Source organism: Extensimonas vulgaris (assembly GCF_003337425.1).
GTDB lineage: Bacteria > Pseudomonadota > Gammaproteobacteria > Burkholderiales > Burkholderiaceae_C > Extensimonas > Extensimonas vulgaris.
This window is the reverse complement of the sequence record NZ_QPJU01000004.1, coordinates 102,357-124,195: the sequence shown is the minus strand read 5'-3', so window position 1 is coordinate 124,195 and position 21,839 is coordinate 102,357. Positions and strand designations below refer to the sequence as shown.

Sequence of the window (21,839 nt, the reverse complement as noted above, 5' to 3'; positions counted from 1 at the left end):
CCCATCCCTTCGACCTGGCCGCTACCGTGACCTTGCACCTGACCCAGTTTGCCGGGGGCAACGCCCTCCGTCCCTTTCGTGCCCAACAGCTTGCGCCGGCGCTGGCTGCCATCCACCCCAAAATCAGCGGCATCCGCGCGCGCTTCGTGCACCTCGTGGCCTTGGACGCACCGCCCACACCCGAGCTGCAAGAGCGCCTGGCCGCGCTGCTCGAATATGGCGAGCCGTATGCGCCAGCGCCGGGCAGCAGCCCTGAGCTGGTGCTCGTCGTCACGCCGCGCCTGGGCACGGTCTCGCCCTGGGCGTCCAAGGCCACAGACATTGCGCGCAACTGCGGCCTGCCCGTGCACCGCATCGAACGGGTGACCGAATACCACCTGCAGTTCGATGCAGGCTGGTTCGGCAAGGCGCCGGAAATCTCGCCCGCGTTGCACGAGCGCATTGCTGCACTCTTGCACGACCGCATGACCGAGTCGGTGCTTGCCAGTTGCGACGCGGCGAAGGCGCTGTTCAGCCCACTGCAGCCCGAGCCGCTCGCGCATGTCGATGTCCTCGGGCGCGGCCGCGCCGCACTCGAAGCCGCCAACCGCGACTGGGGCTTGGCGCTGGCCGAGGATGAAATCGACTATCTGCTCGATGCCTTCACGCGCCTCGGTCGCAACCCCACCGACGTGGAGCTGATGATGTTCGCGCAGGCCAACAGCGAGCACTGCCGGCACAAGATTTTCAACGCCGACTTCACCATCGACGGCGTGGCGCAGGAGCACAGCCTGTTTGCCATGATCCGCCACACGCACCGCCAGGCGCCGCAGCACACCATCGTGGCCTACAGCGACAACGCCGCGGTGATGGAAGGCGGCACCGTCGAAGTATTTGAAGTCAAATCGGCCTCTAACCCTGGTACATCAGGCGCAAGTAGCTATCAAAAAGAAAGCGCCCTGCGCCACGTGCTGATGAAGGTGGAAACGCACAACCACCCCACGGCGATCAGCCCTTTTCCGGGCGCGGCCACCGGCGCGGGCGGCGAAATCCGCGACGAGGGTGCGACGGGCCGCGGCGCGCGCCCCAAGGCCGGGCTCACGGGCTTTTCCGTGGGCAAGCTCTGGGGCGGCTTGGCCGACCAGCCCGGTGGCAAGCCCGAACACATGGCCAGCCCCTTGCAGATCATGACCGAGGGGCCGCTGGGCGGCGCGGCCTTCAACAACGAGTTCGGCCGCCCCAACCTGGCCGGATACTTTCGCGAATACGAACAGCGCGTGGCCGAGGTGCAGCGCGGCTACCACAAGCCCATCATGATCGCAGGCGGCCTGGGCAGCATAGACGCGCGGCTCACGCACAAGATCGCCTTCCCCGCGGGCACGCTGCTCGTGCAACTGGGCGGGCCCGGCATGCGCATAGGCATGGGTGGTGGTGCGGCCTCGTCGCTCGCGAGCGGCACCAACGCCGCGCAGCTCGACTTCGACTCGGTGCAGCGCGGCAACCCCGAGATTCAACGCCGCGCGCAAGAGGTCATCAGCGCCTGCCAGGCGCTGGGCGATGGCAACCCCATTTTGGCGATCCACGACGTGGGCGCGGGCGGGCTCTCCAACGCCTTTCCCGAGCTCGTCAACGACGCCGGGCGCGGTGCGCGCTTCGACCTGCGCGCCATCCCGCTCGAAGAATCGGGCCTCGCACCCAAGGAAATCTGGTGCAACGAGAGCCAGGAGCGCTACGTGCTCGCGATCGCGCCCGCCTCGCTCGCAGCGTTCGAGCAGCTGTGCGCGCGCGAGCGCTGCCCCTTCGCCGTGGTCGGCGTGGCCACCGAGCCGCGCGAGCTCATCGTCGAAGACAGCGCCGCACCCAGCGGCCCGCAGCACGAGCCCGTGCACATGCCCATGGACGTGCTGCTGGGCAAGCCGCCCAAGATGCAGCGCGACGTGCGCAGCGTGCCCCGCCGCGGCACACCGCTGGAGCTCACCGGCGTGCCGCTACAGCAGGCGGTGATCGACGTGCTGAGCCACCCCACGGTGGCGAGCAAGCGCTTTTTGGTCACCATCGGCGACCGCAGCGTGGGCGGCCTCACGCACCGCGACCAGATGGTTGGCCCCTGGCAGGTGCCCGTGGCCGACTGCGCCGTGACGCTCGCGGACTTCCGCGGCTTTGCCGGCGAAGCCATGGCCATGGGCGAGCGCACGCCGCTGGCCGCGCTCGACGCGCCGGCCTCGGGCCGCATGGCCGTGGCCGAGGCCATCACCAACCTGCTCGCCGCGCCCATCGAACTGCCGCGCGTGAAGCTCAGCGCGAACTGGATGGCCGCGTGCGGCGAGCCGGGCGAGGACGCCGACCTTTACGCCACCGTGCGCGCCGTGGGCCTGGAGCTGTGCCCGGCGCTGGGCATTTCCATCCCCGTGGGCAAAGACAGCCTCTCTATGCGCACGCAGTGGCAGGGCGCGGACGGCACGCTGCGCAAGGTCACCTCGCCCGTGAGCCTGATCGTGAGCGCCTTTGCCACGCTTGCCGACGTGCGCGGCACGCTCACGCCGCAGCTCGACCGCGACGAGGCCGACACCACGCTGGTGCTGATCGACCTGGGCCACGGCCAGTGCCGCATGGGCGGCAGCATGCTCGCGCAAGCGCTGGGCCAAAGTGGTGACGTGGTTCCCGACCTCGACGATCCACAAGACCTGGTGCGCCTCGTGGCGGCCGTGAACCAGTTGCGCACCGAGGGCAAGCTCCTCGCCTACCACGACCGCAGCGACGGCGGGCTGCTGGCCTGCGTGGCCGAAATGGCCTTTGCCGGCAAAGTGGGCGTGGCGCTCAACGTCGATCTGCTCATCACCGAAGGCGACGGCATCAGCGACAGCCGCGCCGATTACGGCGACGCGAAAAACTGGGCCAGCCAGGTCAGCGCGCGGCGCGAGGAGCGCACGCTCAAGGCGCTGTTCAACGAAGAGCTTGGCGTGGTGCTGCAGGTGCGCACGGCCGAGCGCGACGCCGTCATGCAGACGCTGCGCGCGCATGGCCTGTCCAAGCACAGCCACTTCATCGGCAAGACGCGGCCCGCACACGCACCGATCGCCACCGGCGCGGGCGAGCTGCAAATCTGGCGCGACACCAAACTCGTCTTTAACGCCACGCTCGCGGACTTGCAGCAAGTCTGGGACAGCGTGAGCTGGAAAATCTGCCGCGCGCGCGACAACCCCGCCTGCGCCGACGCCGAGCACGCCGCCGCGGGCGCCGCGCACGACGGCGGCCTGCACGTGTACCTGCCCGAAAGTTTCAAGCAAAAAGTGGCTGAAAACGAGGCGCAGCAAGCGCAAGCAGCTATCAACGCAGTAGCCATCGGCGGCGCGCGCCCCAGGGTCGCGATCCTGCGCGAACAAGGCGTGAACTCGCATGTCGAAATGGCCTGGGCCTTCGACGCCGCGGGCTTCGAGGCCTGCGACGTGCACATGAGCGACCTGCAAGCCGGGCGCGTGCAGCTCGCCGACTTCCAGGGGTTGGTGGCCTGCGGCGGCTTCAGCTACGGCGACACGCTGGGCGCGGGCATAGGCTGGGCGCGCAGCATCAGCTTCAACGCCGCGCTGGCCGCGCAGTTCCGCGCTTTCTTCGCGCGCGGCGACACCTTTGGCCTGGGCGTGTGCAACGGCTGCCAGATGTTTGCCGAGCTTGCCGACATCATCCCCGGCGCGCAGGCCTGGCCGCGCTTTACCACCAACCAGAGCGAGCGCTTCGAGGCGCGCCTCGCGCAGGTCGAAGTGCTGGATTCGCCCAGCCTGTTTTTTGCCGGCATGGCGGGCGTGCGCCTGCCGATCGCCACCGCGCACGGCGAGGGCTACGCCGACTTCCGCCACCGCGGCAACGCCAGCCAGGTGCTGGCCGCGATGCGCTACGTCGATCATCTCGGCCAGCCGACCGAAGCCTACCCCTTCAACCCCAACGGCAGCCCCGGCGGCCTCACCGCCGTGACCACGCCCGACGGGCGCTTCACGGCCCTGATGCCGCACCCCGAGCGGGTGTTTCGCAACCTGCAGTTCAGCTGGACGCCGCTGCCCAAGGACGACTTCAGCCCCTGGATGCAGATCTGGCGCAACGCGCGCCGCTGGGTGGGCTGAGAGGCTGAGCGCCTGTCCCACTGGAAACCATCTCTCAAAGGACGCCCCATGGCCCTCGGCAGCCTGCTCGCCCTGCTCGACGACATCGCGACCATCCTCGACGACGTCGCCCTCATGACCAAGGTGGCCGCGCAAAAAAGCGCCACCATGGCCGACGACGTGTCGGTGCTCACCAAGGTGGCGGCGCAAAAGACCGCGGGCGTGCTCGGCGACGATCTGGCGCTCAACGCCCAGCAAGTGACGGGCGTGCGCGCCGACCGCGAGCTGCCCGTGGTCTGGGCCGTGGCCAAGGGCTCGCTCGTGAACAAGGCCATCCTCGTGCCCGCGGCCCTGCTCGTGAGCGCCTTCGCCCCCTGGGCCGTGACGCCGCTGCTCATGCTGGGCGGGGCGTTTTTGTGCTTCGAGGGCGTGGAAAAACTCGCGCACAAGTTTTTGCCCAGCGCGCCGCACGATGCGGCCGAACACGAAAGCCACGTGCTGGCGAATGCCAACGCGGCGCTGGACTTGGTGGCTTTCGAAAAAGACAAGGTGCAGGGCGCCGTGCGCACCGACTTCATCCTCTCGGCAGAAATCATCACCATCGCGCTGGGCACGGTGGCGGCGGCACCGTTTGCGCAGCAGGTGGCCGTGCTCGTGGGCGTGGCCGTGCTCATGACGGTGGGCGTGTATGGCCTGGTCGCGGGCATCGTCAAGCTCGACGACCTGGGGCTATGGCTCGCACGCCGGCGCCAGGCCCTGCTGCGCACGCTGGGCCTGGCCATCGTGCAGGCCGCGCCCTGGCTCATGAAAAGCCTCTCGGTCGTGGGCACGGCGGCCATGTTCCTCGTGGGCGGCGGCATCCTGGCGCACGGCATCCCGGCGCTGCACCACGCCGTCGAAAGGCTGGGCGCTGGCGCCGGCGGCCCGTGGCACTGGCTGCTGCCTGCGCTGTGCAACGCTCTGGTGGGCGTGGTCGCAGGCGCGCTGGCGCTCACAAGCGTTGCATTGGTGCAACGTTTGCGTCGCATTTAGTGCAGCTGCAGCACTCTGAAGTCGTCTATGGCAGGGCAGCCGCCCAGTATTTGACTTACAGCAAGGTTTGCGCAACCGATCGGCGGTGCAATGCAGCCACGGGGGTCGTCCCCGTGCAACTGCACATGAGATTCCTATGAAAAAGAAACTGCTTGCTCTGGCTGCTCTCGGCGTTTTGGCTTCTAGCGCTGCTTTTGCGCAAGAAATGCCGGGCCCTTGGATGGTTCGTCTGCGTGCCGTGCGCGTGAATACCGATCATGGTGGCGCTGCGGGTGATGCTGGCGTGAAGGTCAGCAGCAAAACCATCCCCGAGGTGGATGTCAGCTACTTTTTCACGCCCAACCTGGCGGCCGAGCTGATCCTGACCTATCCGCAAAAGCACACTGTGCGCCTTGGCGGCACTCCGGTCGGTTCGCTCAAGCAACTGCCGCCCACCCTGCTGGGCCAATACCACTTTACAGGCCTGGGTGCATTCAAGCCCTATCTGGGCGCCGGCGTGAACTACACGCGCTTTTCCAGCGTCGATATCGCCGGCGGTGCCGTGTCGATCAAGAAGGACAGCTGGGGCCCCGCATTGCAAGCCGGTCTCGACTACGCGCTGGACAAGAACTGGGTGCTCAACTTCGACGTCAAGAAGGTCTGGATGGACACGAAGGTGACGGGCGCTGGTTTGGACCACGCCAAGTACAAGGTCGATCCGTGGCTGATCGGCGTGGGCGTGGGCTATCGTTTCTGAGGCACGGAGGCCGCGGCGCTGCAGTGGCAGCGCTATTGGTCGCAATGCTCTTTGGGTGAAAAGCCGGTGCATGCACCGGCTTTTTATTGGCTGCTCTGCCTGCGCAGTTTGCAGCTCAATCGAAGCGAAACGCCGACACCACGGCGCTCATCACCGTATCTGAAAACACCTTGTGCCCGGCGCCGTCGTCCGCCGCGCCGGCCGCCACGTGCAGCGGCAGCAGGTGTTCTTCGGCGCGCGGTGGGTGCGACTGGCGGCCCCAGGGCGCACTCGCGCGCTCCCAATCGGCGAGCAGCGCATTGCGCTCATGGGCCGGGCGCGTCACGGCGTCGGTGAGCCATGCGTCGAAGGCCGCACTGATCGGCGTGGAGCGCGGGTTGCCGTAGCCGCGCATGTTGTGCCAGCTCATGCCGCTGCCGATGATGAGCACGCCCTCGTCACGCAAAGGCGCCAGGGCCTGCCCGAGCCGCAAGTGCGCGCCTGCGTCAAGACTGCTGAGCAGCGACATCTGCAACACGGGCACGTCGGCCTCGGGAAAGGCGACCTTGAGCGGGATGAAAGTGCCGTGGTCGTAGCCGCGATTCGGGTCTTGCACCGGCGCAAAACCGGCCTGAGCAAGCAAGGCGCTCGCGCGCTCGGCCAGCCAGGACGCGCCGGGCGCGGGGTAGGTGAGCTGGTAGGTGTGCGGCGGAAAGCCGTAGTAGTCGAACAGCAAACCCGGCTGTGCGGCGCTGCTCATGCTCGGCTGCGGCGCGAGCCAATGCGCCGTGACCAGCGCGATCGCGCGCGGCCTGGCCGGCAGACTGGCCGGAATGCTGCGCAAAAACGCCGCCATCCTGTCCCAGGTGCCCGGCGGGTCCCAGTCCATGAAAAAGCACGGCCCGCCGCCATGCGGGATGTAGAGCGTGGGCATGCGCACGGTGCGGTGGGTGGGCTCGTTCATGGGCATCCAGACACAGTCAAGAGGTTTTTCTTCAGCAGCCGCGGAACACCGGCTTGCGCTTTTCGTTGAAGGCGCGCACGCCTTCGAGGCGGTCTTGCGTGTCCACGAGGTGGTTGTAGGCCTCGACTTCGAAGCGGTAGGCGGTACGCAGCTCCATCTGCGTGCCGTAGCGCACGGATTTTTTCACCTGCCGCACCGCGAGCGGCGCATTGGCCGCGATCACTTCGGCCGTCGCGAGCGCCTGCGCAAGCACCTGTTCGGGCTCGAACAGCTGGTTCACCACGCCCCAGGCCAGCGCCTGCTGCGCGTCGAAGGGCCGGCCCGTCATCAAAATCTCCTTGGCGCGGCGGTCGCCCACGGCGCGCGGCAGGTTTTGCGTGCCACCCGCGCCAGGCATGATGCCCAGCGTGACTTCGGTGAGCGCAAAGCGCGCGCTCTGGCTCGCATAGATGAAGTCGCAGCACAGCGCCATTTCGAGCCCGCCCGCGTAGGCGTGGCCGTTCACCGCGGCGATCACGGGCAGCGGCAAATCGACCAGCGTCCAGACCGCGCGCTCGAACAATTCATGCTGGCGCTGCCACTGCGCCTTGGTCATGCCGTTGCGCTCCTTGAGGTCGCCGCCTGCGCAAAAAATCTTGCCGCCCGCGCCCGTGAGCACCACGCAGCGCACGGGGCCCGCGTCCTCGGTGAGCCGGCTCCACAGATCGAACAGGTCGCGCCCCATTTGCGTGTTCATCGCATTGCCTACCTCGGGCCGGGCGAGCGTGACCTGCAGCACATGCGCGCCCACGAGCGCCGTTTGCACCGTGTCGTAGCGCGGCAGCTCGTAGGCGGCGCTGGCGAGGTCGGCAGCGTTGGAAGATGCGGTGTGTTCAGACATGCAAGTCTCCTAAAACAGTAGCTTCTCAGGCAATACCATCAAGCGTTAGAGCCAAATTTATATATGAGGGCCACGGCCCGCGCCTCGATCGCCGCGCCCTGCCCCACCGGGCCCAGGCGCTCGGCCGTCTTGGCCTTGACGTTGACCTGCTCGGCCGCCACGCCGAGCGCCTGCGCAATGCGTGCGCGCATGGCCGCGATGTGCGGCGCCAGGCGCGGCGCCTGCGCGACCACGGTGCTGTCGATGTTGCCCACGCACCAGCCGGCCGCCTGCACGCGGCGCGCGGCCTCGGCCAGCAGCGCGAGCGAATCGGCGCCGCGGAAGGTGGCGTCGGTGTCGGGAAAGTGCCGGCCTATGTCGCCCAGCCCCGCCGCGCCCAAGAGCGCGTCGGTGATCGCGTGCAGCAGCACGTCCGCATCCGAATGCCCGAGCAGGCCCAGGGAATGCTCGATGCGCACACCGCCAATCACCAGCGCGCGCCCCGGCACCAGCGCGTGCACGTCCCAGCCCTCGCCGATGCGAAACGGTGGCGGAGGGAAAGCGGTGGGGGGCAAATGCGGTGTGCTCATGTCGGAGTTCAGGCAGTCAGGAAGCCATCGATGGTGACCATCATAGGCGCTCTCGGCTTTGTAGCACGGCCTCGGCCAGCGCAAAGTCTTCGGGGTATGTGACCTTGAAATTCTGCGCGCTGCCGCGCACCAGCAGGGGCCGGTGGCCCGCCGCCTCCATCGCGCTGGCCTCGTCGGTGATGCCGGCAAAGCCCATGTCCGCGTGCGCCGCCAGCGCCGCCTGCAGCGCGCCCAGGCGAAACATCTGCGGCGTCTGCGCGAGCCACTTACCCGTGCGATCGAGCGTCGCGGCCACGCGGCCGGCCGCATCGGCGCATTTGAGCGTATCGGCCAGCGGCAGCGCGAGCAGGCCGCCCACCGTGTCGGGCAGGCAGGCGTCGATCAGCGCGTCGATCTGCGCCGGCGTGACCAGACAGCGCGCCGCATCGTGCACCAGCACCCAGTCGTGCGCCGCCGCGCCGAGAGCCTGCAGCGCAGCAAGACCATTGAAAACGCTCTCGGCGCGCGTAGCACCTCCGCAAGGCGCTATCAAAAACGAATCGTCGTGTGCGGCGAGCGCCTCATCCCCCGGCGCCACCACCACGAGCACCCGCGCGATGCGCCCCACCTGCGCAAACGCCGCAAGCGTATGCCGCACCAGCGGCCGCCCGGCGAGCGGCTGGTACTGCTTGGGCTGCGCCGTCCCCGCACGCGAGCCGCTGCCGGCACAGGGGAGCAGGGCGAAGCAGCGGGGAACATGGGGAGACGGGGGCATGAGAGTGTCGAAGTCCATTACGAAAAGTGGAACATGCAAAATTCAGATGGTAAGAGGCCCCCAATGTCTGGAAAGAACATCTTGTTCGCTGAAGTCACGCACGTTTCTCCAAACGGTTTCTGGCTGCTGCTCGATGAAGAGGAATTGCTGCTCCCATTCACGGAATTTCCTTGGTTCAAGCAAGCCACTATAGCGCAGCTTTGTACCGTGGAGCGCCCAAGCTCCGACCATCTTTATTGGCCAGAGCTCGATGTCGACCTGTCCGTCGAATCCATTCGCCACCCTGAGCGCTTTCCATTGGTGGCAAAAACCACGACCCCAGCCACGCCAGAGGGAAACGCCGCACGGCAAAAAGACACAAACGCATGAGAGGTGCGGCGGCGGGCTTAGCCACCGACACCCTCACCCCAGCAACAACTCCCACAAACGCCCCGGCGACAGCGGCATTTGCAGCTTGGGCGCCAAATCGGCGCGGCCGTTGCGCGCCAGCGCGTCGGCCACGGCGTTGACGATGCAGGGGGTGGCGCCTATGGTGCCGAGTTCGCCTACGCCTTTGACGCCCAGCGGGTTGTTGGTGCAGGGGATGGATTCGTCCATGGCGGTGATGAATTCGGTGGCGATGTCGTCTGCGCGCGGCGCGGCGTAGTCCATCAGGCTGCCGGTGAGCAGCTGGCCGCTCGCGCCGTCATAGACGATCTGCTCGTGCAGCGCCTGGCCTATGCCTTGCACGGCGCCGCCGTCGAGCTGGCCGCGCACGATCATGGGGTTGACCACGCGGCCCACGTCGTTCATCGAGGCGTAGCGCACCACGGCCACGGCGCCGGTCTGCGGGTCCAGCTCCACCTCGCTGATGTGGCAGCCGTTGGGCCAGCTCGGGCCGCTCACGGTGTAGCTGTGCTCGACGAAGATGTGGCCGCCCGCCTGCCGCGCAGCGAGCTCGAACAGGCCGATGGCGTGATCGGTGCCGGCGACGTGAAAGCGCCCCGCGGCATAGCGCAGGTCTTCGGGCGCGGCTTCGAGCGCCTGCGCGGCGAGTTTGCGCGCTTCGTCGAGCGTGCGCTCGGCGCCGGTGCGCAGGGCCGAGCCGCCGGTGAAGATCGAGCGCGAACCCGCGCTGCCAAAGCCGTTACCACGGTCGGTGTCGCCCAGCACCACGCGCACGCGCTCGATCGGTACGTCGAACGCATCGACGACGAGCTGCGCGAGCGTGGTGGCGATGCCCTGGCCCATTTGATTGACGGCGGAGAACACCTCGATGAACCCGTCGCCGCTCAAATCGCCCTTCACCTCGACGGTGACGCGCTCCTCGAACACGTTGCCGCCCGTCCACTCCAAAAAGGTGGCGATGCCCAGCCCGCGCCACAGGCCGCGCGCCCTGGATTCTGCCGCGCGCGCCTCGAAGCCGGCCCAGTCGGCCAGCGGCAGCGCGCCGTCCAGCACCTGTTCGAAGCGGCCCACGTCGTAGGTTTGCTGCATGGGGTTGGTGTAGGGCATTTGCTCGGGGCGGACGAAGTTGCGCCGGCGCAGCTGCAGGCGGTCGATGCCGGTCTGGCGCGCGGCCTCGTCCATCAGGCGCTCGATGTTGTATATGGCCTCGGGCCGGCCCGCACCGCGGTAGGCGCCGGTGGGCGCCTGGTTGGTGAGCACGGCGCGGAAGTGAAAGTCGATCACCGGCACGTGATAGACGCTGGTCTGCACCCAGGGGCCGATCAGCAAGGGGATGGCGACACCCGTGGGTTGCGCGTAGGCGCCCACGTTGGCATTTGAGTGCACGCGCAGGCCCAGAATGGCGCCGTCGGCGGCGAGGGCGAGTTCGGCATGGGTTTGCACGTCGCGGCCGTGGCAAGAGCTCAAAAACTCTTCACTGCGCTCGGCCGCCCAGACGACGGGCCGGCCCGTGGCGCGCGCGGCCAGGGCCACCACCACGTCCTCTGGGTAGGGCGCGCCCTTCATGCCAAAGCCGCCGCCCACGTCGCCCACGCGCACGCGCACCTGCTCGGGCGCGACGCCCAGCGCCTTGGCGACGACCGTGCGCACCGCAGTGGGCATTTGCGAGCTGATCTGCACCTGCATGCGTCCATCTTCAGGCCAGGCGCGCACGGTGCGCGGCTCCAGCGTGAGCGCGGCCAGGCGCTGGTGCGTCAAATCGAGCCGCACCACGTGCGCGGCCTGCGCAAACGCGGCCGCGCAGGCGACGGCGTCGCCGTGGCGTGCCTCGCAGGCGATGTTGTCGGGGGCGGCAGGCCAGAGCGCGGGGGCGCCTTCGGCCAGCGCCGCAGCAAGGCTGGGCACTACGGGCAGCTCTTCGTATTCGACCCACACGGCCTCGGCGGCGTCCTTGGCCTGCTGCACACTGTCGGCCACCACTGCGGCCACGGCCTCGCCGACGAAGCGCGCCGCCTCGTGCGCGAGCGGCAGGCGCTGCGGCGTGGCGCAGGGGCTGCCATCGGCGCGCGGGAAGGCCGCGCCCGTGGGCATGGGCGGCACGCCCTCAGCCACGAGCTGCGCACCCGTGAGCACCGCGCGCACGCCGGGCATGGCCAGGGCATCGTCGGTCTTCACGCCCACGATGCGCGCATGCGCGTAGGGCGAGCGCACGAAGACCAGACAGCCGTCGCCCGGCTGGCGCAAGTCCTCGGTGTAGCGGCCCGCGCCGGTGAGCAGTGCATCGTCTTCGAGCCGGCGCACGGCCTGGCCGCTGCCAAAGCGTTGCGTGGGGGTGTCTGCGCTCATGGGGTCTCCTTGTCGTCAGGTGCAGGATGTGAGTGGGTTGATGCTGACCGAATCGGCCGCTTGGGCCGGGAAATCGCGGACGTCTAAAGGGTCAGATCGCGCTCGATCCACTGTACCGCAGCACACCGACGGGCGCCAAGAAGGAGGCGGAATTCGCCCATGCGCGGCCAGATTGGAAGCCACTTACAGTGCGCCCGATTTTTCAGGCCCCAAAGCTGCGCAGGGCGTGGAGCCTGCGTGCTGCGCGGTTTTATGTATCAAAACGGCCTGTAGCGCAGGTCCATCAAGCGCAAGCAGCTATCAAATAACAAGCATACCGAGCGCCATGCAGTCACGACATTGCCGCATTCGAATCGCTGCTGCAGAAATCGGAATCTCAGAAAACGGAATTTGACCCCAATGCCTGCAGCCACCGCTTCACAGACGTTCAGCCACCCAGGCCTGCACCGAGGCCAGGGCTGCGGGCAAGGCCACGGCATCGGTGCCGCCCGCCATGGCGAGGTCGGGCTTGCCGCCACCCTTGCCGCCGACTTGCTGCGCGACGAAGTTCACGAGCTCGCCGGCCTTGATGCGCGCGGTTTCGGCCTTGGTCACGCCGGCCGCCAGTTGCACCTTGTCGCCATCGACGGCGGCGAGCACGATCACGGCGGACTTGAGCTTGTCTTTGAGCTTGTCGATGGTGTCGCGCAGCGTTTTTGCATCGGCACCTGCCAGGCGCGCGACGAGCAGCTTGACGCCCTTGACCTCCACGGCCTGCGCGAGCAGCTCGTCGCCCTGCGCCGAAGCCAGCCGGCCTTTGAGCGCCGCCAGCTCTTTTTCGAGTGCGCGCTGCTGCTCCAGCGTCTGGGCGATGCGCGCGGGCAGCTCGGGCGCGGGCGCACGCAAGGCCGCAGCGGCCTCATGCAGCGTGGCTTCGATCTCCTGCACGTAAGCCAATGCGCCCATGCCGGTTACGGCTTCGACGCGGCGCACGCCTGCGGCCACGCCGCTTTCACCGACGATCTTGAGCTGGCCGATGTCGCCCGTGGCTTTGACATGGGTGCCGCCGCACAGCTCGCGGCTGCTGCCGATGTCGAGCACGCGCACGCTGTCGCCGTATTTTTCGCCGAACAGCATCATGGCGCCGGTTTTCTGCGCGCTTTCGATGTCCATCACGCGCGCCTGGGTGGGCGTGTTGGCGAGGATTTCAGCGTTCACACGGTGCTCGATTGCGCGGATTTGCGCGGCGGTGAGCGGCGCGTCGTGCGCAAAGTCGAAGCGCGTGCGCTCGGCGTTCACGAGGCTGCCTTTTTGCTGCACGTGGCTGCCCAGCACTTCGCGCAGCGCCTTGTGCAGCAGGTGCGTGGCCGAGTGGTTGCGCATGGTGGCCGCGCGCAGCTCCAGGTTGACGCTGGCCATGACGTGGTCGCCGACGTTGAGCGTGCCCGCGACGAGCGTGCCGTGGTGGCCGTGCACGTCGGCCTTGATTTTTTGCGTGTCTTGCACCTCGAAACGCGCCGAGCCGCTGGTGATCGTCCCCTGGTCGCCCACCTGCCCGCCGCTTTCGGCGTAAAACGGCGTGCTGTCGAGCACGAGCACGCCGCTTTGCCCGGCCTTGAGCGCAGCCACGGGCGTGCCATCGACGTAGATCGCGACGATCTTGGCCGGCGCCTCCAGCGCTTCGTAGCCGACGAAGGTGCTCGCCGGGCCGTTGTATTCGAGCGCGCGCTCCATCTTGAACTTGCCGGCGGCGCGCGCCTGGGTTTTCTGCTTTTCCATGGCGGCATGAAAGCCCGCCTCATCGACCTGCACGCCACGCTCGCGGCACACGTCCTGCGTCAGGTCGAGCGGAAAGCCGTAAGTGTCGTGCAGTTTGAACGCCAGCTCACCGGGCAGCAGCTTGCTGCCATCGGCCAGCGCCGCGTCGAGAATTTCCATGCCGTGGGCCAGGGTCTCGAAAAAGCGCTCTTCCTCGGTCTGCAGCACGTCCATGATGCGCTGCTGGTTCGCCGCCAGGTGCGGATACGCCGCGCCCATTTGCGCCACCAGGTCGGGCACCAATTTGTGGAAGAACGGCGCCTTGCGGCCCAGCTTGTAGCCGTGGCGGATCGCGCGGCGGATGATGCGCCGCTGCACGTAGCCGCGCCCTTCGTTGCTCGGGATCACACCGTCGGCCACCAGGAAGGCCGTGGCGCGGATGTGGTCGGCGATCACCTTGAGCGATGGGTTGTGCAGATCGCGCGTGCCCGTCTCGCGCGCGGCGGCCTGGATCAGGTGGCGAAACAGGTCGATCTCGTAATTGCTGTGCACGCCCTGCAAAATGGCCGCGATGCGCTCCAGCCCCATGCCGGTATCGACGCAAGGCGCAGGCAGCGGCTTGACCGAGCCGTCTTCGGCCATGTCGAACTGCATGAACACGTTGTTCCAGATTTCGATGTAGCGGTCGCCGTCGGCGTCGGGGCTGCCGGGCGGGCCGCCGGGGATTCCAGGGCCGTGGTCGTAAAAGATTTCGGAGCAAGGGCCGCAGGGGCCGGTGTCGGCCATCATCCAGAAGTTGTCGGACTGGTACTTGCCGCCCTTGTTGTCGCCTATGCGCACCACGCGCTCGGGCGGCAGGCCGATCTCCTTGGTCCAGATGTCGTAGGCCTCGTCGTCGTCGATATACACCGTGGCCCAGAGGCGCTCGGGCGGCAGGCAGAACACTTCGGTGAGCAGCTCCCAGGCCCACTTCAGCGCCTCGCGCTTGAAATAGTCACCAAAGCTCCAGTTGCCCAGCATCTCGAAGAAGGTGTGGTGGCGCGCGGTGTAGCCCACGTTTTCGAGGTCGTTGTGCTTGCCGCCGGCGCGCAGGCAGGCCTGCACCGAGGCCGCGCGCACGTAGGGGCGCTTGTCGGTGCCGAGGAACACATCCTTGAACTGCACCATGCCCGAGTTGGTGAACATCAGCGTCGGGTCGTTGGCGGGCACGAGCGGGCTGCTGGGCACGATGGTGTGGCCGCGCGCGGCAAAAAAGTCCAGGAAGGTCTTGCGGATGTCCGCGACGGAAAAGGGAGGTGTGCGCATGGATGGTGTGACGGTGGTGTGCAACGAGCGCGCGCCGCTGATACCGGCCCACCGGCTCGCAGGCGCGCTTTGCAGAACATTTCATTATAGGTTTGGCCTTGTTTCCGACGCCGCTCGCTCATCGCTCAGGCGCTGCAGCGCACAAAGCCGCCGCTTGTTATCCTGTAGTGTTTTCGTCATCCGTTCCGCTATTGGAGTTTTGCCCATGACCGCCTCTCCCCTCGCCTCTCTCCAAGACCCCAGCCTGCTCAAGACCGACGCGCTCATCGCTGGCCGCTGGGTGGCCGGCAGTGCACGCTTTGCCGTGCACGACCCGGCCACGGGCCGCCATCTCGCCGACGTGGCCAAGCTCGGCCCGGCCGACGCCGAAGCCGCGATCGCCGCCGCCAACGCCGCCTGGCCCGCCTGGCGCAACCTCACGGCCAAGGAGCGCAGCATTTTGCTGCGCAAGTGGTATGACCTGCTCATGGCCAACGCCGACGATCTGGGCCGCATCATGACGGCCGAGCAGGGCAAGCCGCTGCCCGAGGCCAAGGGTGAAGTGGCCTACGGCGCGAGCTTCGTCGAGTGGTTTGCCGAGGAGGCCAAGCGCATCAACGGCGAGACGCTACCGCAGTTCGACAACAACCGCCGTCTGCTGGTGCTGCGCCAGCCCGTAGGCGTGTGCGCCGCGATCACGCCGTGGAATTTTCCGCTCGCCATGATCACGCGCAAAGTGGCGCCGGCGCTCGCCGCGGGCTGCCCCGTGGTCATCAAGCCGGCCGAGCTCACGCCGCTCACGGCGCTCGCCGCGGCCGAACTCGCCGTGCGCGCGGGCATTCCGGCCGGCGTGCTCAACGTCGTCACGAGCGACGGCCCGGGCAGCGTGGAGATCGGCAAGGTGCTGTGCGCGAGCGACGTGGTGCGGCACCTGAGCTTCACGGGCTCGACTGAGGTCGGCCGCATCCTGATGGCGCAGTGCGCGCCCACGGTGAAAAAGCTCTCGCTCGAGCTTGGCGGCAACGCGCCCTTCATCGTGTTCGACGACGCTGACCTCGACAGCGCCGTCGAAGGCGCTTTCGCGAGCAAATACCGCAACGCCGGCCAGACCTGCGTGTGCTCCAACCGCATCTACGTGCAAGAGGCCGTGTACGAGGAATTCGTGCAAAAGTTTGCCGCCAAGGTGCGCACGGCCAAGGTGGGCAACGGTTTTGAAGAAGGCGTGAACCAGGGCCCGCTGATCGAGGAGGCTGCGGTGCAGAAGGTCGAGCGCCACGTGCAGGACGCCGTCGCCAAGGGTGGCCGCGTGCTCACGGGCGGCAAGCGCCTGGGCGGCCTGTTCTTCGAGCCCACCGTGGTCGCCGACGCCTCGCCCGAGATGCTGTGCGCGCGCGAGGAGACGTTTGGGCCGTTCGCGCCCGTGTTCAAGTTCCGCACCGAGCAGGAAGCCGTCGCCGCCGCCAACGCCACCGAATACGGCCTTGCGAGCTACTTCTATAGCCGTGACGTGGGGCGCATCTTCCGCGTTGCCGAGGCGCTCGAGTACGGCATGGTCGGCATCAACGTGGGCATCCTCGCAACCGAGCACGTGCCGTTTGGCGGCGTCAAACAATCAGGCCTGGGCCGCGAAGGCTCGCACCACGGCATCGACGAGTACGTGGAGCTCAAGTATTTGTGCGTAGGCGACATCCTGAAATAAGCCGTTTGACAAGCCTTTCGCTTTTATTATGATAGCTGCTAGCGCTTGATACATAAGCGCTAGAGGCCATTTTCATCAAAAACAAGGCGCGCCGCATGCGCCCCGGAGACAACCCCATGCCCGCTTCGAACCCCCTCTTGCGCCGGCGCGCGGCTGCTGCGCTGCTGGCCTCGCTCACCTTGCCCGCGGCGCTGAAAGCGCAAACGACGCACACCGCTGCCGCATCTTCTGGCAACCAACCCATCAAACTGCTCGTGGGCTATGCCGCAGGCGGGCCGGTGGATGCGGCGGCGCGCCTGTTCGCGCCGTATTTCGCGCAGGCGCTGGGCCAAGCCGTGCTGGTGGACAACAAACCCGGCGCGGGCGGCGTGCTTGCGGGCGATGCGGTCGCCAAGTCCGCGCAGAGTGGCCTCACGATCTTCTTCGCGGGCAGCCCGACGATGACCATCAGTCCGCACATCCTCGGTACCCTGCCCTTCGATCCGGGCAAAGACCTGGTCGCCATCGCCCCCATCCTGAGCTACGCCAACGTGCTCGTGGTGAACAAAGACCTGCCGTTTCACAATGTGGCCGAGCTCGTGGCCTATGCCAGGGCGCATCCGGGGCAGCTGTCTTACGGCTCGGCAGGCATAGGCAGCTCGAACCACCTGAGCGGCGAGCTTTTTGCCGCACGCACGGGCACGCAGCTCACCCACGTACCCTACAAAGGCAACGCGCCAGCCATGACGGACGTGATCGGCGGGCAGATCAGCATGATGTTCGACATCATCGGCAGCGCGCGCAACTACATCGCCTCGGGCCGCGTGCGCCCGCTTGCCGTAACCTCGCGCGAGCGCAATGCCTCGCTGCCGCAAGTGCCCAGCATGCAGGAAGCCGGCGTTGCAGACTACGACGTGGGCGGTTGGATCGGACTGTACGGCCCGGCCAAAATGCCGGCCGAACTCGTCGCACGCTATAGCGAAGCCGCGCGCCGCGCCCTCGCGCAGGACGAACTCAGGCGCAAGCTGGTCGAGCAGGGCTACGACGTCTGGAGCGGCAACGCGCAGGCGCTGGCCGAGCGCGCGGCGCGCGACTATAAGCTCTGGGGCAGCGTCGCCAAAGGCATACACATGCAGCCATGAGCAGCCACGCACCATTGGGGGCTCTTTCCCTTGCCCCGCCCCGTTCGCGCTTGCGCCACTGCTACACTTGAACGATTCTGCTGGCCACCCCCATCGCAAAGTGCCTTCCTGCGCAGCCTCCTCCCTCATCGACGTGCGCGATCTGCGCCTGGACACGGCCCACACCTTGGCAGTGCAGGCGGGCGCCGACGATGCTGCGCTGCGCTCCCTGCCCCCGGTGCAGTATGTGCAAAGCCTGATCGACGAGCTGTGCGAACTTTCGCTGCAAGATCCCCTGACGGGTCTTGCCAATCGGCGGTATTTCGAGTCGGTGTTGGAGCAAGAAATGGATCGCGTCTCGCGCTCGGGCGAGTCGGCCCTGCTGCTGATGATGGACATAGACTATTTCAAGCGCATCAATGACAGCTACGGCCATGTGGCAGGCGACAAGGTCTTGCAGTCCGTCGCACGCATCCTGGCCACTTGCGTGCGCCCCATGGACACCCTGGCACGCTACGGCGGCGAAGAATTCGCCGTGGTGCTGCCAACCTGTCAGATTGCGTTCGGCACCATGGTGGCCGAGCGCATACGCCGTGCGGTGGCGCAGACACCCATCCGCGTGTCAGCGACGCAAGAGCTGCACATCACCATCAGCGTGGGCGGTGCCTACGCCATGCCCTGGATACGCTCTACGCCCCGACTCTGGATAGAACGCGCCGACCAGCAGCTCTACCTCGCAAAATCCGGGGGACGCAACTGCGTGCGCATCGAAGCACAACCCGACAGCACCGTGAGCGCCGAGGAAAAAAGCCTTTTGTTTGGCCCACCATTCGAAAATTCCGGCTGGGGCAGTCTCCCGGCCGCGGATTCCGCCAGCAGCGCCTGAAGAAAGCATGAGATGAACGACGCGCTGTCCCCCCCTCCCCTTGCTGCGCCTGCGGCCAAGCCTGCGTCCGGGCCGCAGGGTGCAGGCGCCCACATCATTGCCGTCACGAGCGGCAAAGGCGGTGTGGGCAAGACCTTCATTTCGGCCAACCTGGCCGCCGCACTCACGCGCCGCGGCCTGCGCGTGCTCGTGCTCGACGCCGACCTGGGCCTGGCCAACCTCGACGTGGTGCTGAACCTGCACCCCAAGGTCACACTGCATGAGGTTTTCACTGGAAAGGCCACGCTCGACGAGGCCATCGTGCAAGCGCCCGGCGGCTTTTCCGCGCTGCTCGCGGGTTCGGGCATGGTCGAGTATTCGCGCCTCACGCCCGAGGTGCGCAACCAGTTCATCCAGGTCATCGACACGATCCGACCGCGCTACGACGTGATCCTGCTCGACACGGGCGCGGGCATTTCCGACGTGGTGCTGTTTTCCGTGTCGCTGGCGCACGAGGTTTTGCTCGTCGCCACGCCCGAGCCGACCTCGCTCACCGACGCTTACGCTGCGATCAAGGTGCTGTGCACACAGCAAAAACGCCAGCACGTGCGCCTGGTCATCAACCAGACGGCGCGCCCCGGCGACGGCCGCGCGATCACGAGCCAGCTGCAGCAGGTGCTCGAGCGCTTCGTCAAGACCGATTCGGGCCGCCCGGTGCGCCTGATCCACATGGGCGACATCCCGGCCGACCCCTCGGTGCGCGAGGCCATCATGCGCCGTCAATTGCTGCTGCAACTGCTGCCCGGCTGCCCGGCCGCGCTGGCCATGCTGCAGCTCGCCGGCAAAATCGAAGCCACGCTGCCTGGCGCTGCGGCGCCAAAGTGAGGCTGCGCAAGACCTCGCCGCTCAAGCGCCGAGCCGCGCCGCCAGCTGCGCGACACGCTGGCCCAGGATGCGGCCGTTTTCGAGGTCACCCGCAAACATCTCGCCGGCCGAGGCATCGGCAGGCGCCTGCGCCGCCGCGCCGCTGAAAGTGCCTATCCAGTTCGCATCGTTGCGCGTGGCCGCCTTGGTGTTGGAGGGCAGATGCCCGAGCCCCACCCACAGTCCGCCGTGCTGCATCGCAAGGTGAAAGAAATAGTCGAGCGTGACCTGCTTGTCGCCGTTGACGCTGGCGCTGCAGGTAAAGCCGGCAAACAACTTGTCCTTCCAGGACTGGCTGAACCAAGGCTTGGACGACGCATCGGCAAACTTCTTGAACTGCCAGCTCGGCCCGCCCATATAGGTAGGCGCGCCGAAAATGATGGCCTGCGCGGCCTGCAGCGCCTCCCAGCCGCCTTCGGGCAGATTGCCGTCAGCATCGATGGCGATCGATTGCGCCCCGGCCCCTTCGGCCACGGCTTGCGCGAGCCGTTGCGTGTGTCCATAACCCGAGTGGTAAACGACGATGGTGTGCGGCATGCAAACTCTCCCAAAAAAGGATGACAAGGATTCCATGATAGTGCCCCTAGCAGCCTGTCGGACTTTGGGCGTCGATAGCGAGAATGGGCCCCAGCGAGGCCAGTTTTTGCCGGATTCGCCGCCCCATAGCGGGACTATGGGGCAAGAAGACGGTAAAAAATGGGCCGCTGCGGCACATTCGCAGCCGACGATTCCAAAGTCCGACAGGCTGCTAGCCCACGCACCTATCCCCGCCACTACACCGGCACAATCACTGCACTACCGCGGCCGCTTCGCGCCTTCCCCCACGGGGCCGCTGCACGCGGGCTCGCTCGTGGCCGCGCTCGCGAGCTGGCTCGATGCACGCGCCTGGCACGGTGGCCGCGGCGGGCGCTGGCTCGTGCGCATCGAAGACGTCGATACGCCGCGCTGCGTGCCGGGCGCGGCAGAGCACATCCTGCAGCAGCTTGCCACCTGCGGCCTGCTGCCCGACGAGCCGCCCGTGTGGCAATCGCAGCGCAGCGCGCTGTACCAAGCCGCGCTCGACCAGCTCATCACCCAAGGGCAGGCCTACCCCTGCGCCTGCTCGCGCAAAGACATTGCCGCTGCCCTGCGCGCCCTGGGCCACGCACCCGAACGCCACGCCACCCTGCCCTACCCCGGCACCTGCCGCGATGGCCTGCACGGCCGGCCCGCACGGGCGTGGCGTTTTCGCGTCGCAGAATTCAAGCCAAATCAGGCTTTAGTGCAGATGCAGCAAGCGCAAGGCGCTCATTTTTCGATTGCAAGCAACACGGTGCATTGGCAGGATCGCCGCTTGGGCGCGCAAGTGCAGGACGTGGCCCAGGAGGTCGGCGACTTCGTGCTGCGCCGCGCCGATGGCCTGTGGGCCTATCAGCTCGCCGTGGTCGTCGACGACGCAGCGCAAGGCATCACGCACGTGGTGCGCGGCGCCGACCTGGCGGACAACACGCCGCGGCAGATCCTGCTGCAAAACGCCTTGGGCCTGCCCACACCCCGCTATCTGCACACGCCGCTGGTCTGCGCCGCGAACGGCGAAAAACTCTCCAAGCAAAACGGCGCCGCGGCGCTCGACCTGCGTGAGCCTTTGCGCGCGCTCGGCGAGGCTGCGCATGTGCTAGGCTTGCCGGCCCCGCCAACGCTGCCCCACAGCTCCATTCCCGAGGCATTGGCTTGGTGGGTGCAGGCATGGTTACACAAAACTACAATGCAAACCCGTGAGCACGCCGTCCTCTCTACCCTTGTCTGAAAATCCGCCGCCTGCTGCCGCACGCCCCACGGGCAGCGCCCCGGCAGACGTGCCGCATCCCAAGGCCATCAAAAGCTTCGTGCGCCGCGCGGGCCGCACCACGACGGGCCAAGCCAAGGCTTTGGCCGAATGGGGGCAGCGCTTTCTCGTGCCCTACACGCCCGCGCTGCTAGACGCCGAGGCCGTGTTCGGCCGCAAGGCGCCGTTGGTGCTCGAAATCGGCTTCGGCATGGGCGAGGCCACGGCGCACATCGCACGCCTGCGCCCCGAGGACGACTTCCTGTGCTGCGAGGTGCACGAGCCCGGCGTGGGCGCGCTGCTCAAGCGCATCGGCGAGCAAGGTTTGACCAACATCCGCATCGTGCAGCACGACGCCGTCGAGGTGCTGGAGCACATGCTCGCGCCTGCGTCGCTCGCCGGTGTGCACATCTTCTTTCCCGACCCCTGGCACAAAAAGCGCCACCACAAGCGCCGCCTGATCCAGCCGCCCTTGGTCGCCAAACTCGCGCAACGCCTCGCGCCCGGCGGCTACCTGCACTGCGCGACCGACTGGCAGCCCTACGCCGAGCAGATGCTGGAAGTGCTCAGCGCCGAGCCCCTGCTGCAAAACACCGCGCAAGGCTATGCCACCAAACCCGCCTACCGCCCCTTGACCAAGTTCGAAAACCGCGGCCTGCGGCTCGGGCACGGCGTGTGGGACCTGGTCTTCGTGCGCCGCCATTGA

General features: G+C 67.3%; 17 protein-coding genes. 10 read left to right on the top strand and 7 right to left on the bottom strand.

The features are described from left to right. Positions 1–26: 26 nt before the first annotated feature. The 3 genes from purL to DFR45_RS07660 all read left to right on the top strand — a co-directional run bounded on the left by purL (position 27) and on the right by DFR45_RS07660 (position 5,841). Entirely contained in the window at positions 27–4,094 is a 4,068-nt protein-coding gene (gene purL / locus DFR45_RS07670) for a phosphoribosylformylglycinamidine synthase (protein ID WP_114483240.1), read from the top strand. Positions 4,095–4,142: 48 nt separating this feature from the next. Then, positions 4,143–5,105 carry a DUF808 domain-containing protein gene (locus tag DFR45_RS07665; protein WP_114483118.1) on the top strand — a complete coding sequence of 321 codons (963 nt, stop codon included), beginning with the start codon at positions 4,143–4,145 and terminating at the stop codon, positions 5,103–5,105. Between the two features lie 136 nt (positions 5,106–5,241). Continuing rightward, positions 5,242–5,841, top strand: coding sequence for an OmpW/AlkL family protein (locus tag DFR45_RS07660; protein ID WP_114483117.1), 600 nt, complete (start codon positions 5,242–5,244; stop codon positions 5,839–5,841). Between the two features lie 115 nt (positions 5,842–5,956). On the opposite strand, the gene DFR45_RS07655 is transcribed toward DFR45_RS07660, so the two are convergent. From DFR45_RS07655 to ispD, 4 genes are read right to left on the bottom strand one after another with little or no spacing between them, the layout of a single operon-like run. Beyond that, entirely contained in the window at positions 5,957–6,784 is an 828-nt protein-coding gene (locus DFR45_RS07655) for a DODA-type extradiol aromatic ring-opening family dioxygenase (RefSeq protein ID WP_170132850.1), read from the bottom strand. A 31-nt stretch (positions 6,785–6,815) separates the two neighbouring features. After that, positions 6,816–7,664, bottom strand: coding sequence for an enoyl-CoA hydratase/isomerase family protein (locus DFR45_RS07650; protein WP_114483116.1), 849 nt, complete (start codon positions 7,662–7,664; stop codon positions 6,816–6,818). Positions 7,665–7,702: 38 nt separating this feature from the next. Continuing rightward, positions 7,703–8,233, bottom strand: a complete 531-nt coding sequence (ispF, locus tag DFR45_RS07645; RefSeq protein ID WP_114483115.1) for a 2-C-methyl-D-erythritol 2,4-cyclodiphosphate synthase — start codon at positions 8,231–8,233, stop codon at positions 7,703–7,705. Between the two features lie 40 nt (positions 8,234–8,273). Beyond that, on the bottom strand, positions 8,274–9,005 hold the full coding sequence (gene ispD / locus DFR45_RS07640; protein ID WP_114483114.1) for a 2-C-methyl-D-erythritol 4-phosphate cytidylyltransferase: 732 nt from the start codon (positions 9,003–9,005) through the stop codon (positions 8,274–8,276). 45 nt (positions 9,006–9,050) lie between these two features. Here ispD and DFR45_RS07635 point away from each other — a divergent pair, with 45 nt between their 5' ends. Then, positions 9,051–9,356, top strand: coding sequence for a DUF2442 domain-containing protein (locus tag DFR45_RS07635; RefSeq protein WP_114483113.1), 306 nt, complete (start codon positions 9,051–9,053; stop codon positions 9,354–9,356). Between the two features lie 33 nt (positions 9,357–9,389). Here the strand turns inward: DFR45_RS07635 and DFR45_RS07630 are convergent, their stop codons facing one another. Together DFR45_RS07630 and alaS are read right to left on the bottom strand one after the other, a co-directional pair. Further along, the gene (locus tag DFR45_RS07630) at positions 9,390–11,720 is read right to left on the bottom strand and encodes a xanthine dehydrogenase family protein molybdopterin-binding subunit (protein ID WP_114483112.1); all 2,331 of its coding nucleotides are present in this window, start codon (positions 11,718–11,720) and stop codon (positions 9,390–9,392) included. A gap of 417 nt (positions 11,721–12,137) precedes the next feature. Further along, entirely contained in the window at positions 12,138–14,762 is a 2,625-nt protein-coding gene (gene alaS / locus DFR45_RS07625; RefSeq protein WP_114483111.1) for an alanine--tRNA ligase, read from the bottom strand. Between the two features lie 199 nt (positions 14,763–14,961). Between alaS and DFR45_RS07620 the strand changes: the two genes are divergently transcribed. From DFR45_RS07620 to DFR45_RS07605, 4 genes are all read left to right on the top strand, one after another. After that, entirely contained in the window at positions 14,962–16,440 is a 1,479-nt protein-coding gene (locus DFR45_RS07620) for an NAD-dependent succinate-semialdehyde dehydrogenase (RefSeq protein WP_114483110.1), read from the top strand. A gap of 116 nt (positions 16,441–16,556) precedes the next feature. Beyond that, positions 16,557–17,561: a Bug family tripartite tricarboxylate transporter substrate binding protein gene (locus DFR45_RS07615; protein ID WP_114483238.1), complete on the top strand. Its 1,005-nt coding sequence runs from the start codon at positions 16,557–16,559 to the stop codon at positions 17,559–17,561. Between the two features lie 100 nt (positions 17,562–17,661). Then, complete coding sequence (locus tag DFR45_RS07610; RefSeq protein ID WP_114483237.1) at positions 17,662–18,426, top strand: GGDEF domain-containing protein; 765 nt, start codon at positions 17,662–17,664, stop codon at positions 18,424–18,426. A gap of 12 nt (positions 18,427–18,438) precedes the next feature. Continuing rightward, entirely contained in the window at positions 18,439–19,290 is an 852-nt protein-coding gene (locus DFR45_RS07605; RefSeq protein WP_114483109.1) for a MinD/ParA family protein, read from the top strand. A gap of 21 nt (positions 19,291–19,311) precedes the next feature. Here DFR45_RS07605 and DFR45_RS07600 read toward each other — a convergent pair whose 3' ends face one another. Then, entirely contained in the window at positions 19,312–19,866 is a 555-nt protein-coding gene (locus tag DFR45_RS07600; protein WP_114483108.1) for a flavodoxin family protein, read from the bottom strand. Positions 19,867–20,002: 136 nt separating this feature from the next. On the opposite strand from DFR45_RS07600, the gene gluQRS reads away from it, so the two are divergent. Both gluQRS and trmB read left to right on the top strand, forming a co-directional pair. Then, entirely contained in the window at positions 20,003–21,115 is a 1,113-nt protein-coding gene (gluQRS, locus tag DFR45_RS07595; protein ID WP_114483107.1) for a tRNA glutamyl-Q(34) synthetase GluQRS, read from the top strand. Further along, a complete protein-coding gene (trmB, locus tag DFR45_RS07590; RefSeq protein WP_241659367.1) occupies positions 21,108–21,839 on the top strand; it encodes a tRNA (guanosine(46)-N7)-methyltransferase TrmB in 732 nt (243 codons plus the stop codon). The genes gluQRS and trmB overlap by 8 nt, the downstream gene beginning before the upstream one ends.